General features: G+C 68.1%; 7 protein-coding genes and 3 pseudogenes. 4 read left to right on the top strand and 6 right to left on the bottom strand.

Translation table 11 applies throughout. From position 1 onward, the window contains the following. Window positions 1–20: 20 nt before the first annotated feature. Entirely contained in the window at window positions 21–731 is a 711-nt protein-coding gene (locus tag AC07NN_RS04335) for a DUF6445 family protein (RefSeq protein ID WP_494637890.1), read from the top strand. Between the two features lie 117 nt (window positions 732–848). Here the strand turns inward: AC07NN_RS04335 and AC07NN_RS04330 are convergent, their stop codons facing one another. Both AC07NN_RS04330 and AC07NN_RS04325 read right to left on the bottom strand, forming a co-directional pair. Beyond that, entirely contained in the window at window positions 849–1,853 is a 1,005-nt protein-coding gene (locus tag AC07NN_RS04330) for a cupin-like domain-containing protein (protein WP_494637889.1), read from the bottom strand. A gap of 151 nt (window positions 1,854–2,004) precedes the next feature. Next, window positions 2,005–3,333: an alpha/beta hydrolase family protein gene (locus AC07NN_RS04325; RefSeq protein ID WP_494637888.1), complete on the bottom strand. Its 1,329-nt coding sequence runs from the start codon at window positions 3,331–3,333 to the stop codon at window positions 2,005–2,007. Window positions 3,334–3,349: 16 nt separating this feature from the next. On the opposite strand from AC07NN_RS04325, the pseudogene AC07NN_RS04320 reads away from it, so the two are divergent. Then, window positions 3,350–4,961 (top strand): annotated as a pseudogene (locus AC07NN_RS04320) (GH35 family beta-galactosidase). A gap of 10 nt (window positions 4,962–4,971) precedes the next feature. On the opposite strand, the pseudogene AC07NN_RS04315 reads toward AC07NN_RS04320, so the two are convergent. The 4 genes and pseudogenes from AC07NN_RS04315 to AC07NN_RS04300 form a co-directional block, all read right to left on the bottom strand. Continuing rightward, window positions 4,972–5,034: pseudogene (locus AC07NN_RS04315) on the bottom strand (hypothetical protein); the annotation flags it as partial. Window positions 5,035–5,177: 143 nt separating this feature from the next. Then, on the bottom strand, window positions 5,178–6,857 hold the full coding sequence (locus tag AC07NN_RS04310) for a glycoside hydrolase family 43 protein (RefSeq protein ID WP_494637887.1): 1,680 nt from the start codon (window positions 6,855–6,857) through the stop codon (window positions 5,178–5,180). A 132-nt stretch (window positions 6,858–6,989) separates the two neighbouring features. Then, window positions 6,990–8,146: pseudogene (locus AC07NN_RS04305) on the bottom strand (glycoside hydrolase family 10 protein). A gap of 136 nt (window positions 8,147–8,282) precedes the next feature. After that, window positions 8,283–11,510 carry a TonB-dependent receptor gene (locus tag AC07NN_RS04300; protein ID WP_494637886.1) on the bottom strand — a complete coding sequence of 1,076 codons (3,228 nt, stop codon included), beginning with the start codon at window positions 11,508–11,510 and terminating at the stop codon, window positions 8,283–8,285. 468 nt (window positions 11,511–11,978) lie between these two features. On the opposite strand from AC07NN_RS04300, the gene AC07NN_RS04295 reads away from it, so the two are divergent. Both AC07NN_RS04295 and AC07NN_RS04290 read left to right on the top strand, forming a co-directional pair. Beyond that, complete coding sequence (locus AC07NN_RS04295; RefSeq protein ID WP_494637885.1) at window positions 11,979–13,502, top strand: tryptophan halogenase family protein; 1,524 nt, start codon at window positions 11,979–11,981, stop codon at window positions 13,500–13,502. Continuing rightward, complete coding sequence (locus tag AC07NN_RS04290) at window positions 13,499–14,629, top strand: tryptophan 7-halogenase (RefSeq protein WP_494637884.1); 1,131 nt, start codon at window positions 13,499–13,501, stop codon at window positions 14,627–14,629. The genes AC07NN_RS04295 and AC07NN_RS04290 overlap by 4 nt, the downstream gene beginning before the upstream one ends. Window positions 14,630–14,661 lie beyond the last annotated feature (32 nt).

Below are 14,661 nucleotides of genomic sequence, written 5' to 3'. Positions count from 1 at the left end.
CGCTGAGGAAGGCGTTTTTGGTGTTCGATTTCTCCCTTGCCTCCGCGCCGAGCATTTCCGTCCGTCGGGTAGGCGACGAAAGCGAGCCCGTGCTGGTCGTGGACGGCGCCATGCGCGCGCCCCAGGCGCTGGTCGACTACGCCGCCGGCGAGACCTTCGCCACGCCGCCGGGGGGCGAGAACTTCTATCCGGGCGTCCTGGCCCCCGCCCCGCTGGCCTATGTCGAGACCCTGTGCCGGGCCCTGGCCCCGGCCATCGTCGAGGCGTTCGGCCTGGAGGGCGTGAAGCTGGCCGGCGCGACCTGCAACTACTCCCTGGTCACCTTTCCGCCCGAGCGCCTGAACACCGCCCAGCGCCTGCCGCATGTCGACACCGAAGACCCGCTGCAGTTCGCCATCCTGCACTATCTGTGCGACGCGCCGTTCGGCGGCACCGCGTTCTACCGCCACCGCGCCACCGGCTACGAGACCCTGCGCCCCGAGCGGGTGGCCCGCTACAAGGCGGTGCTGGCCGAGGAGCTCGCGGTGGCTCCTCCGCCGCCGGCCTATATCAACGGCGACACGGCCCAGCATGAGCGGATCGGCGAGGTCGAGGCCCGGTTCGACCGGGTGGCCGTCTACCGCAGTCGCCTGCTGCACTCGGGCCTGATCGCCCCGGACGCGCCGCTCAGCGCGGATCCCCGGAAAGGGCGGTTGACGGCGAATGTGTTTTTGAATTTCCGGGCGGTGTAGAGCGCCCCCTCCGGCCCTCCGGGCCACCTCCCCCGCTGCGCAGGGGAGGAGAATCCTCCTCACCCGTGCAACGGGGGAGGTGGCGCACGGCGAAGCCGCGTGACGGAGGGGGCGCTGCTACCCGCCCTTCCCCATCGCGTGCCCGACGAACGCCCGCACGTTCCGCGTCAGCTGCGGGCTCAACGGCCCCAGCACGCCCTTCAGCTCCGGCGACAGATGCGCTCCGGGGTCCTCGTCGCCGAACACATAGTGGTCGAACACCGCACGCCAGGCCGCGCGTTGGGGCGCCGGCAGGTGACGCACCGACATCATCGCGTGGATCAGCACCTCGAACGGCGAGCCGGCTGCGGCGGGCATCTCGTTCCACCAGTAGTTCACCAGCACGTTCAGCGGGCCGATCGAGCGGACGTGGTGCCACCACAGGGCGGGGATGTAGATCGCGTCGCCCGGCTCCAGCTCGGCGACCAGGGCGTTGTCCAGCGCCTCGGCGAACCACGGGTAGCGGTCGAAATCCGGTGCCTCCAGGTCGACCATGCTGACCGGCTGGCCGGCCGGCGTGAAGTCCAGCGGGCCGACATAGAGGTTCGGCGTCTGCTCCGGCGGGATCAGGGTGAAGCGGCGGCGACCGGCCACGCAGACGGCGATGTTGTCCGAGAGGTCGTAGTGGGTGGCCACCACCGTCTCGCCGCCGATCCAGACGCGCGGGATGACGCTCGGCCCCAGCACCGGGTTCGGATTGGCCTCCGCGAAGCCCGGCAGGGCCTGAGGCGCGGGGGTCGAGCCGACATAGATCGAGGGCGCGTCGGCCTTGCCGGCATTGGCCAGCACCTCGTCGACGACCTGCGAGATGCGCCCCTCGCGGCGGGCGAAATTGAAGGCGCGGCCTTCGGGGGCATAGAAGAACTTCCCGCCGATCTCGGGCGGGCCGACGAAGGCCTGCACCGGGGCGCCGGTGTCGTGGGCCTTCAGATAGGCGGCGGTCGCCTGCGGGCCTTCACGCCCGGCCGCGACGGCGGGCCAGTCGGCCGCGAAGCCGCGCAGGATCATCGGGCGGTAGGCCGGGAGCAGGTCGTCGCGGAACTGGGCCGGGGTGACGGCGGAGCGTTCGGGGATCTGAGTCATCTGGCAATCACAATAGGTGTCATCCCGGCCGAAGCGAAGCGCAGAGCCGGGCCCCAGGGGCGGCGCGCACGGCGCTCCTTCACCCCCTGGGTCCCGGACAGCCTCTGCGAGGCTTCCGGGATGACACGGATTTGGAACTTGAGGAGCGGGCCTACTTCTTCTCGAAATACCGCGCCGCGAAGTCCAGGAAGTACGGCCAGTTCGGTCCGGGCGTATGGCCGCCCTCGTGCTGGCGGAAGGCCAGATCCCCGTCCGCCACCAGGGTCAGCGGCGCCGGGAACACCGTCGTCCCCAGATCCTTCTTCCCCAGCAGCCGATAGACCGGCCCGGCCGCCACCTCGGCCATGAACATTCCCCGCGAGTCGATCCAGGCGTCGGCCTCGTCATTGCCGACGCTGATGAACAGCGGACGCGGGGCGACCAGGGCGATCAGTTCGTGGCTGTCCACGGGCAAATCATCGGCGGTCAGCGGGCCGGCGTATTTCAGGAAGTTGCCAGCCATCCAGTGGTGCTGGCCCTCGGCGGCCAGGTTCTCGACCTGCTCGCCGCGCTTGCGCCGATGCAGCTTGGCGCCGCCCTCGCCGGACGAGGCGATCAGTCCGACCGCCAGGCGCGGCTCGTAGGCCATGGCCAGCAGGGCCGCCTTGCCGTAGCGCGACAGGCCCTCCATGCCGATCCGCTTGGCGTCGATCGCCGGGTCGGTCTCGAAATAGTCGACCGCGCGGCTGGCGCCCCAGGCCCAGGCGCGCAGGGCGCCCCAGTCGTCGGGCTTGCGCGGCTGGCCCTTGTTGGAAAGGCCGATGATCCCTTGCGAGAGCTTGGCCGGGTCGTCGGCCTGGACGCTGGTCGGGTCGAGGATCGCGTAGCCCCAGCCCTTGGCGATGACGAGATCCTTCCAGTCCGGCCCAGGCGGCGCCGGACGGCCGCGCATCCACGGCGCGCCGTCGGGGAAGCCGAACTCCAGGATCAGCGGGACGCCGGTCTTGCCCTCGGGCGTCACCACCAGCATGTCGAGCGAGACCGAGATCGACGGCGCCTTCCTGTTGTCGGCCACGCCCGCCAGGCGCTTTTCGACCACCGGCACACCGGCCCGGATCGCGTGGGTTTCCTTGACCACCTTCCAGGTGATCCTGGGCGCATGCTTCGGGACCCGGCCGTGCTCCTCGCGGGCGTAGAGCTCGACGATCTGCGGGCGGCGGACCTTCCACCAGGCGTCGGCGTCCTTGACCGGCGCGCCGTCCGGGAAGCGCAGCGGATCAGGCAGCAGGCTGAACGGCCCGGCCTTGGCCTCGTCGTAGTTGACGGCGTTGGGGGCGGTCTTGTTGTAGCCATCGACGCCGGGCCGCAGAGGCTTGGTGATCCCCAGGGCCTTCAACATCCGCGCATGCTCGGCCTGACCCGCCGCGACGTCGCGCTGGGCGAACTGGGCGGCAGCTGGGGTAGCGGTAACAAATACGGCCGCCACGGCCATTTTCAGCATTGATCTTACAAGTGTCATGGCATCATCTGACCTTTGACATGCGTAACAAAAACTCGCTCTTCAGCGCCGCCCTGCTGGGCCTCGCCGCCGTTTCCGCGCCCCTCGGCGCCCACGCCGAAACGGCCCCTCGCATCGCCAGGATCGACGGCGTCCACCGCCTGCTGGTCGACGACAAGCCGTTCCTGATCCTGGGCGGCGAACTGGGCAATTCCTCGAGCTCGGATCTCAAGGACCTCTCCCGCCACTGGGCGGTGATGAAGGCCGCGAACCTCAACACGGTGCTGGCGCCCGTGACCTGGGAGCAGATCGAGCCGGTCGAGGGCAAGTACGACTTCACGGTGCTGGACGGTATGATCCAGCAGGCCCGCGACAAGGACATGCGCCTCGTCTTGCTGTGGTTCGGGGCCTGGAAGAACAGCATGTCGACCTACACCCCCGGCTGGGTGAAGCGCGACCAGGTCCGCTTCCCGCTGGCCCGCACGGCGGAAGGCAAGGCGGTCGAGATCCTCAGCCCCTCGGCCGCGACGACCCGCGACGCCGACGCCAAGGCCTTCGCCGCGATGATGGCGCACCTGAAGGCGGTCGACGGCGACAAGCGCACCGTCCTGATGATCCAAGTCGAGAACGAGATCGGCATGCTCCCGCAGGCCCGCGACCACACGAAGGACGCCGACGCCGACTTCGGAAAGCCGGTTCCGGCGGCCGCGCTGAAAGCGCTCAAGGCCAGCAAGACCGGGACCTGGGAGCAGGTGTTCGGCGCCTCGGCGGCGACCGACGAGCTGTGGCAGGCCTGGACCTTCGGCCGCTATGTCGAGACCGTCACGGCGGCGGGCAAGAAGGCCTACGACCTGCCGATGTACGTCAACGCCGCCCTGCCCCGGCCGGGCGCGGCGCCGGGCGGCTATCCCAGCGCCGGCCCCCTGCCGCACCTGATCGACCTGTGGCGCGCGGCGGCGCCGTCCCTGGACATGCTGAGCCCCGACATCTACTTCGCCGACTTTACGAAGTGGATGCCGCCCTACGACCGCGCCGACCAGCCCCTGTTCATCCCCGAGGCCGACCAGGCCGGCAAGACGCCCGCCCCCGGCAACGCCTTCTGGGCGATCGGCGAGCACGACGCGATCGGCTTCTCGCCCTTCTCGATCGAGAACCTGCCGGCGGACGGCGTGAAAGCCCTGGGCGCGGCCTACAAGCTGCTGGACCGGCTGAAGCCCCTGATCACCACCCACGACGGCGGCAAGACCATGCGCGGCTTCCGCGCGCCGGTGGCCTATGACGGGACGGTGGACCTGACGCCGAGCAAGGCCAGCTTCGGCCCGTGGGACTTCACGGTAACCGTGGTCGATCCGTGGACCCCGAAGGACAAGCAGGACTATGCCAGCCATGGCGGCCTGGTGATCCAGACGGGTCCGGACGAGTTCGTCGTGGCCGGGCGCGGGATCACCATCACCTTCACGACCAAGGACGCCAGCGTCGGGCTGGAGGTCGTGCGCGAGCAGCAGTTCGAGGGCGGCAAGTGGGTGGATGGGCGCTGGCTGAACGGGGATGAGACCCACCAGGGCCGGCACGTGCGCCTGCCGCCGACGGAGTTCGGGGTGCAGCGGGTGAAGCTCTACAAGTACCGCTGAGACTTTCGGAAACCCCTCTCCTCCCCCTTTGGGGGAGGGGGACCGCCGAACGGCGGTGGAGGGGCCAACCGAACAGTTCAGCCTCCTCTTGTCGGGATCAGAACTGGCGCGAATACCGCCGGTCACAGGATGTAGCCCTGGCTCACAGGGCCCCTCCACCGGCGTTCGCCGGTCCCCCTCCCCCAGAGGGGGAGGAGAGAAGCGTTGATCGCTGGCCTACTGCCCCGCGCCATGCGCGTAGACGCCCAGCATCGTCCCGACGAACCCGCCCGCCACCTTGGTGCTCAGGGTCGTCCCGTCGGCGTCGGCCTTCAGCGTCTCCCACTGCCCCGGCGCGGTCCCGTAGGCGAAGTCCAGGGCTCCGCCGCGCACCGCGATCTTCAGGTTCAGGCCTTGGCCTGATTTGAGGAAAATCGGCTTTTCAGCCACGACGGCCCCGTCGACTGGATCGCCCTTCCCGGCCCGCTTCTCGACCCGCACCAGCGTCTTGCCGCCCGCCTGCACAAGGCCCACGAACCAGTAGAAGTCGTCGTTCTGCACGGCCACCAGACCGGCCTTGTCGCCATCGGCCTTGGGCTCGAAGCGCACCGTCGTCGAGACGCTGGCGTTCATGTGCTGCTGGCGCCGCGCCCAGACGGAGGGCTGCTCGTCGCCGCCGATGCGGTCCTTGCGAGCCTCCAGGCTCAGCGTCCCGTCCTTCACCGACCACCAGCGCGAGGTCGGGATGCGCATGGTCATCCAGTTCTTGGGCAGCTCCGGACCCGCGAAGGTCTCGGCCGCCGTGAACGGACCTGAGCTCGACGGGGCCGCCATCGTCGGCAGTTTCGGCGCGTCCGCCACATACGGGATGGTCTTGCCGTTCTCCAGGATCACCGGCCAGCCGTCCTTCCACTCCACCGGCAGCAGGAAGGTCTCGCGGCCGGTGTTGTAGAGGTCGTCGCCGTACGGGCGCACGGCCAGGAAGGTCGCCCACCACTGGCCATCGGGGGTGTCGACGAGGTCGGCATGGCCGGCGGAGGTGATCGGCAGCGGACGGTCCTTGGGCAGGCCGCGCTGGGTCAGGATCGGATTATCCGCATACGGAACATAGGGTCCGGTGACGCTCTTGGCGCGCAGCACCACCTGGCTGTGGCCCTCGGCCGTGCCCCCCTCGGCGGCGACCAGATAGTACCAGCCGTCCTTTTTGAGGATGTGCGGCCCCTCGGGCCAGATCGGCTTGGCGGCGGGGTTGACGCCCTTGTCCAGCAGCACCGTGCGCGGGCCGATCGTGCGCTGGGCCTTGGCGTCGTACTCCTGGATCCAGATGGCGCGGTGGCCGCTGTACTCGGCCGGCCCGGGCGGGTTGTCGTTGTTGACGATCCACGACCGGCCCCCACCGGCTCCATCGTCGTCGAAGAAGATCGAGGCGTCGATGCCGCCGACTTCCGGCAGCCAGACGGGATCGGACCACGGCCCCTTCGGGTCCTTGGCGGTGATCAGGAAATTGCCGCCGCAGTCGACGCAGGTGTTGAGGATGTAGAACGTCCCCTGGTGCTCCTCGATGACCGGGGCGAACACGGCGCGCGACATGCCCAGACGCTTGAAGTCCAGCATGCCAGGACGGTCGATGGCGTTGCCGATCTGCTCCCAGTGGACGAGGTCGGTCGAGTGGAACACCGGCAGGCCCGGGAACCAGGCGAAGGTCGAGTTGACCAGGTAGTAGTCCTTGCCGGCGCGGGTAACCGACGGGTCGGGGTGGAAGCCCTGGACGATCGGGTTGCGGTACTGGCCGGGCGCGGCCTTGACCGCGTCGGAGGGGTCGGAGCCGCTGTAGACGAAGTTGGAGAACTGGGCGGTCTGCGGGGCGGCGGTTGCGGCTGTGGCGAGGAGCGCCAGGGCCAGGGTTAGTCCGATCATACGCTTCCCTTTTCACCGCTCATCCCCGCGAAAGCGGGGACCCAAGCGGCGCTTGGGGAAGAGCGCGGTACGAAATCCCAAACTCGGCTTGGGTCCCCGCCTTCGCGGGGATGAGCGGGGTTTTGTGCTGAGTTACCTGGAGGGCGCCGCCTTCAGCGCCGCGGCCACCGCCTCGCGCAGCGGCTTGGCCTGATAGTTGTCGTCATACAGCGTCGGGCGCTTGGGCAGCTTGTCCTGGCGGAACCACTGGTTCTGCAGCCACGAATACTTGTCGACCATGCCCCAGGCCAGGATCTCCTTGGTCTGGCGGTACGACAGGATCTGGTCGAGGAAGGCCTTGGCGTAGGCGGCGACCTCGACGTCACGGGGGCCAAACTCGGCCGGCAGGCCCTTGTCGTGGACGTCGAACTCGGTGACCAGCAGGTCGTAGCCCATGCCGGTGACCTCGTTCAGGAACGCGGTCCATTCCTTCGATTGCGGTTTGCCGAAGCCCGTGAAGCTGTCGGCGTTCTCGGCCCCGATGTGGCTCTGGATGCCCAGGGCGTCGACGGGCGTACCGCGCTTCTTGAAGCCTTCCAGCAGCTTCAGCACGCCGTAGCGGTGCTTCTCGTTGCCGACCTCCTGGCTCATATAGTCGTTATAGACCAGCCGGGCCTTGGGGGCGGCGTCGCGGGCGACGTGGAAGGCCAGGTCCAGCACCTGCTCCTTGCCCATGGCGTCGGAGAGGAAGGTGCTGCGGATCGAGCCGTCGGCCGGATCGACCGTCTCGTTGATCACGTCCCACGAGATCATCTGCGGATAGCGCTTGCACAGGGTCTGGATGTGCTCGGTGACCATCTTGGCCGCCGCCTCGGCGGGTTTCGGCCCGAAGTCGTAGCCCTTCACCCAGTTTGGGAACCACTGCGGGTGGTGCCAGATCAGGGTGTGGCCGCGCAGGGCCTGGCCGTTGGCCTTGGCGAACTCGGCGATGCGGTCGGCGCGCTCGAAGTCGAAATACTGCGGGCCGCGCGCGCGGACCACGTACCACTTAAGCTCGTTCTCGGGGACCAGGACGCCGCACTCGCGGGCCAGGATCTCGCGGTACTTGGGGTCCTCGAACGAGCCCGTCAGCGAGCCCTTCGGCCCCGCGCCCACGGCGCTGCCGAAATAGAGGCCCTTGGCCTTGGCCAGCTCGCGCAGCGACGGGCCTTCGGCGGCCAAAGCGGGACCGGCCAGGGCCGTGGCGGCGCCGGCGGCGAGCAGGTCTCTGCGGGAAAGGCGCATGGGGACGCTCCAAGAAAAACGCGCACCGCTTTGAGGAACGATGCGCGCCTAAAAGTTGGCAGGAGTAACCGAGCTTCGCCGCCCAATAGAGGGGAGCTACGAAACCCATCCGGGATGGGCCGGTCCGAGTGAGGAAAACCCGGACCGACCTCTCCGCGGAGCTTAGAAGCTGGCGCGCAGGACCAGCGTGTAGCGACGGTCGTTCATGAACCACGAGCGGCCGGTATCCAGCAGCTTGTTGTTCAGGACCTGGTTGGCCTGGGTGATTTCGTTGAGCAGGTTCACGCCCTGCACACCGACCTTCACGTTCGGGCTGACCGTGTAGAACACCGAGCCGTCCAGCTGACCGGTGGCCTCGTTCATGATCGGCGCGTAGGGCACGATCACGTCGCGGACGGTCAGCAGGAAGCGCGAGCGCCAGTTGTAGGCGAGGCGGGCCGAGATTTTGCCCTTCTCGTAGATGGCGGCGAAGTTGGCGTTGTACTTCGACAGGCCCTGTAGCGGCAGCAGGCTGGTGTCGATGTTGGCGACACGGCCGGCGGCGACGTCGGGGTCGGTCGCCGACAGCGTCGACTGCTTCACGCCCGAGCTCTTGATGTAGCTGAAGTTGGCGTTGATGCCGAAGCCGTCCAGCGGCTTGGGCAGGAAGTCGTAGAACTGCTGGTAGCCGATTTCGAAGCCGTCGATCTTGGCCTTGTCCGGCGAGTTGACCGGCGTGGTCACGACCACGTCGAACGTCGCGCCGTTGTTGGTGAACGGAATGCGCTGCGTGCCGTTGGTGATGACGTTGGTCAGGTCCTTGTGGAACAGGGCCATCGTCAGCGAGCCGACGGGGGCGAAGTACCACTCGCCCGACAGGTCGATGTTGGTCGACTCGATGGGCTTCAGCTTCGGGTTACCCACGGTCGTGGTGCCCGTCGGACGGCCGTTGGTGATGCCGTCGGCGTTCGAGTTGACCGACAGGTTGTAGTAGTTGCGGACCAGGCCGATATCCGGCGGCGTCACCGTCTTCGACAGGCCCAGGCGAAACTGCATCTTGTTCGGCAGGGCCAGCTTGGCGTTGAAGCTGGGCAGGAAGTAGTCGTACGAGGTCGAGGCGTTGTTAGCCACCAGCGCGCCGTTGGCCCAGTTGCGCATTTCGGCGCGGGTCGCGGCGGTGATCGCGGTACAGAACACCGGCAGGGTCGCCGGCGGCGTCACCGGCGTGTTGCAGGTCGTTTCCGTCGGCACCGAGCTCGACAGCGGATAGGCCAGGTAGCCCGAAGTCTCGCGGTCGGTCTTGGTGTAGCGGACGCCGAAGTTGCCCGTCAGGCGGATGCCGCCGTCGAAGTCATGCTTGAAGCGCGCCATCAGGTAGGCGGCCTTGTTCTTCTCTTCGACCGGGTTGATTTCGTTCGGACGGAACGGCGAGCCGGCCGTGACGCCGCAACGCTGCGCCAGGGGCACCCAGTTTTGCGGGCAGTTATCGGCGGTGTAGGTGGCGCGCCACTCCGAACCGACCTGCTTCACGAAGGCCGCGAACGCGGCATAGTTCTCCGTGATGTTCTGGTTATAGAACGGACGCGGCTCGTTGCCGGTCGGAACCGGGACCTTGTTTCGGAAGAAGTTGTCGAACGCGAACAGCTCGGTCTTGCTGGAGCTGTCGGTGCCCAGGGTGCCCGGGACGCCGTTGACTTCCGGGATGCCGTCGATCTTGTCGTTGAACCAGACCGGACCGCCTTCGCCCCAGATTTCGCTGACCACACCCCAGTTGTAGCCCGTGAAGCGGGTGGTCTGGTCGCGATCCGACCAGCGGACACCGGCCTTGACCGAGTCCAGCCAGGTGCTGTCGTCGAACTTGTATTCGACGTCGAACTTGACCGCGTCTTCGTTGCCTTCCGACTGCTCGTAGTGGTCCATGGCGGCGCGCCAGAACGAGTTGTAGCCGTCGCTGAAGCTGTTGTGCGTGCCGTTGTAGTAGGTCGGGCAGCTGGAGGTCGGGGTCGGGCACTGCACGACCACGCCGCCGTTGCTGGGCGCGGAGAAGGCGAAGATCGGCGGATCGTTGCCGCGCAGGTTCATCGCCACGTTCTGGAAGGTCGAGCCCCACAGGCCGACGTCCAGGACCTTCACCTTGGACGAGACGTGCTGGTAGTCGGCCTGGAAGCCCCAGTTGTCGTTCGGCGTCCACTTGAAGTTCGCGCCAAAGTCGCTCGTCATGTACTTCTGGTCGACGTCGCGGCGGATGTTGTTCGACTGCAGGCCGTCGATCGGCGTGCGGCGCTCACCCGAGTTCTGGTCGGCGCGCCAGCCGGTCGTGCCGGTGATCAGGCCGTTGGTGAAGATGCCTTCGCTGTCGAAGCCGAACGTCGTGCCGGCCACCGGACGCGAGTCGCCGTTGGCGGCCACGTTGTCGGTCGCGACTTCGATCGCGTGCTCGGTCCACATCTGGCTCGAGTCCGAACGCAGGTACTGAACGGTGGCCTGCATGGTGCGGTCGGGCGAGCGCCACTGGACGGCGGCGGCCTGACCTTCGCGCTCACGATCGGTGGTGGTCGAACGGAACGCGGCGCCGCGCGGATACCAGACGCCCTTGGTGCCGTTGCCGCAGTCCGACGGGGTCTGGCCCAGGGTGGTGCGGCAGGCGAAGTTCGAAGCCTGGGTGGCGTCGGCGCGCGTCCAGAGCTTGGAGTCGGTGTAGCTGAGCATGAAGCCCAGTTCGCCGATGTTGGTGTCGATGCGCTTGGCGCCCATCAAGGTGAAGCTCGGGGCCCACTTCTTGACCATGTCGCCGTAGCTGTTTTCCAGCGAGAGCGAGAGCTGTTGGCGCTTGTTGCTGTCGAACGGCAGGCGCGTGCGCAGGTTCACCGTGCCCGAGATGCCGCCTTCGATCAGGTCGGCCGAGGGGCTCTTGAACACGTCGACGCCGCCCATCAGTTCCGACGGAACGTCGGCGAACGACAGGGCGCGGCCGTTGTTGGCCGAGAAGGTGTCACGGCCGTTCAGTTCCGAACGGACGAAGTTCAGGCCGCGGACCACGACGCCCGAGCCTTCGACCGAGAAGTGGTCGGGGTCGACGCTGGCGGCGAAGCGGTTGATGGCCACGCCCGGAACGCGCTGCAGCGCTTCGGTGACCGAGCGGTCCGGCAGGGCGCCGATGTCTTCGGCGGTGATCGAGTCGCCGATGATTTCGGACGACTGCTTCAGCTGCTGGCTGCTCTTCAGGCTCTGCTTGATGCTCGTGACGATGACTTCGTCGACGGTCTGCGCATCAGCCTTGGCCGCGGTCTGCGCCATGGCCGGCGTGCCGATGACCAGCGCGCCCAGCACCAGCACCGAGGCGCCATACTTCAGCTTGTTCGAGATTGAATTGCGTCCGCTGATCGCGGACAGCCCGTTGGCCGTGCCCATTTAGTCCACCTCCCCTTTTGTCGTTCTGGTAGCGAGGTAGCGCTACCATTGATCATGTTACCGTGACCATTGTGGTCAGATCACACGACAGACCACTGGTCGTCAAGCGTTGTCACAAACGCCAGCTTCGTTTAGCCATAAGGAATGGGAACGTTACCATTTTTGGGAGAGACAGCGCTTGCAACGCTTGCTGCGCGCCGAATCCCTAGCCTGGTCACCTCCCCATCCGTGGTCTGGCCACGTCGGCCCGGATTCTTGGCGTCCGGGTATGTGAACGATGACAACGCCGGACAGCGTTGTCAATTTTCTGCTTGTCCTGCGGTCATCTGACGAGGCGGAAAAGCAGGTCCGGGAAGAAGCGTAATGACGGTCCAAAAGGTCCGCACGGGGGGAATGATGCAAACGCTGGGACCGCGTCCGAATGCCGCACCCTTCCCTTGCGCGCGTCACGAACCCTAAGCTGCCGCCATGAACCCCATCCGCAAGATCGTCATCGTCGGCGGCGGCACGGCCGGCTGGATGACGGCCGCCGGCCTGGTCGCGGTGCTGAAGGGCTTGGCCGTAGCCATCGAGCTGGTCGAGTCGGCCGAGATCGGCACCGTCGGCGTGGGCGAGGCCACCGTCCCGCACATCCGCAACTACAACGCCCGCCTGGGGTTGGACGAAGCCGACTTCATGCGGAAGACCCAGGCCACCTACAAGCTGGGCATCGAGTTCCGCGACTGGGGCCGCAAGGGCGAGCGCTACGTCCATCCGTTCGGCGCCTTCGGCCATCCGATCGCCGGCCTGCCCTTCCACCAGCACTGGCTGCGGGCCAAGGCGCTCGCCAAGAAAGGAATGGGGGAAGCCGACAGAATCGAGGCCTACAGCCTGCCGATCATGGCCGGCTTCGCGGGCAAGTTCGCGCCGCCCGCCACCGATCCCCGCTCGCTGGGCTCGACCTTCAACTACGCCTACCAGTTCGACGCCGGCCTCTACGCTCTCTATCTGCGCGCCTATTCGGAAGCGCGGGGCGTGGTGCGCACCGAGGGCAAGATCGCCACGGTCGTCCAGCGCCCAGACGACGGCTTCGTCACCGGCGTCACGCTGGAGAGTGGTCAGACCATCGAAGGCGACCTCTTCATCGACTGCTCGGGTTTCCGGGGCCTGTTGATCGAGGGCGCGCTGAAGGCGGGCTACGACGACTGGACCCAGTGGCTGCCCTGCGACCGCGCCGCCGCCGTGCCGTGCGACTCGGTCGAGCCCGCCACGCCCCTGACCCGCGCGACCTCGGACCAGTCCGGCTGGCGCTGGCGCATCCCGCTGCAGCACCGGGTCGGCAACGGCTATGTCTACTGCTCCAGCTATATCAGCGACGACGAGGCCGCCCGCGTGCTGGTCGAGAAGCTGGACGGCAAGGCCCAGCAGGACCCGCGCTTCCTCCGCTTCGTCACCGGCCGCCGCAAGAAGCAGTGGCTGAAGAACGTCGTGGCCATCGGCCTGTCGTCGGGCTTCCTGGAACCGCTGGAGAGCACCTCGATCCACCTGATCCAGGTGGCGATCACCACCCTGCTGGAGCTCTTCCCGCACCGGGGCTTCGAACAGGCCGACCAGGACGAGTACAACCGCGTCATGGACCTGGAGTTCGAGCGGATCCGCGACTTCCTGGTGCTGCACTACCACGCCAACCAGCGCGACGATTCGGACTTCTGGAACGATCGCCGCGCCGCGCCGATCCCGCACAGCCTGGCCGAGAAGATGGGCCTGTTCCGCGAGCGCGGGGCCGTGGTCGGCTACAAGGACGGCTTCTTCAAGGAGCCCTCGTGGCTGGCCGTCTATCTGGGCCAGAACATCATGCCCGACGGCTATGATCCGCTGGTCGAGGCGGTCGATCCGGCCTACGCGGCCAAGGTGCTGGCGGACCTGAAGGCCGCCGTGGCCCGCACGGTGGAAGCCATGCCGGAGCACGAGACCTTCCTGCGGTCGGTCGCCGATGCGAGGGCGTCCGCATGACTCGCGTCCTTATCGTAGGCTCGGGCGTCGACGCCTGGATGACCGCCGCCGCCCTGGCCGTCGCCGGCAAGGGCGTGGCCAGCGTCGCGGTCGCCGAGACCGCCCCGCCCGCCGCCGGCAAGCTGGCCGCCCTGCCCTCGCTGCGCGGGCTGCACGCCCGCCTGGGAATCCCGGAGGCCGCCCTGGTCCGCGAGACCGGCGCCACGCCGCGCCTGGCCGCCCGCTATGGCGAGGCGATCGAGCCGTTCGGCGAGACCGGCGCCCTGCTCGATGGCCTGCCGTTCCACCACTACTGGCTGGCGGCCAGCGGCGGCGCGCCGCTGGCCGACTGGAGCCTCGCCGCCCAGGCCGCCCAGCGCGGCCGCTTCGCGCCGGCCAGCCCCGACCCGCGCTCGCCGCTGTCGACGATCGACCACGGCCTGCTGCTGGACGCGGCGGGCTATGCGACCCTCCTGAAGGACACCGCGCTGAAGGCCGGCGCCGTCGTGGTCGACGCCGAGTCGCGCGACGCGGACCTGCTGGTCGACGCGACCGGCGCCGAGGCCCGACTGATCGGCGGCGAGCCCTGGATCGACTGGAACGCCTGGCTGCCGACGGGCGTGAGGCTGGTCGACGAGGGCCTGATCTCGACCTTCGCGACCGACGCGCCGCTGAAGGCCGGCCGCCGCGCCCGGGCCATGGCCGGAAACATCGTCGCCGTCGGGACCGCCCACGGCGCCGTCGGTTCGGCGGATGGCGGCGACCTGCACCTGTTGCAGGGCGACGTCTCGCGTCTGGTCGCCCTGTTCCCGACCGGCCCAGCCGCCGTCGCCGAATACAACCGCCTGTCCGAAGCCGCCCTCGAACGCGCTCGCGACATGGCCATCCTGCGCTGGGGCGTGCTGGACAACCCGCCCGAGCCTTTGGCCCGCAAGCTGGAGCAGTTCGAAAGCCGCGGCCGCGTCGTGATGTACGACGAGGAAGCCTGGCCGGAGGGGGCGTGGGTGCATGCCCTGCTGGCGCGGGGCGTGAAGCCGAAGCGCTGGGACCCGCTGGTCGAACGCGTGCCGATCGAGCGGACACGTGAGCTGCTGGGCCGGATGCGCCAGGTGCTGGTGCAGGCGGCGGAGGCGATGCCGCGTGTTTGAGACCATCAACGCTCTGCTCCCCCGCTGGGGGA

The sequence above is a fragment of the Caulobacter sp. GW821-FHT09H08 genome, from assembly GCF_059415885.1.
Note: the sequence above shows the minus strand (reverse complement) of the source record. Positions and strands in the feature narration are given on the sequence as shown.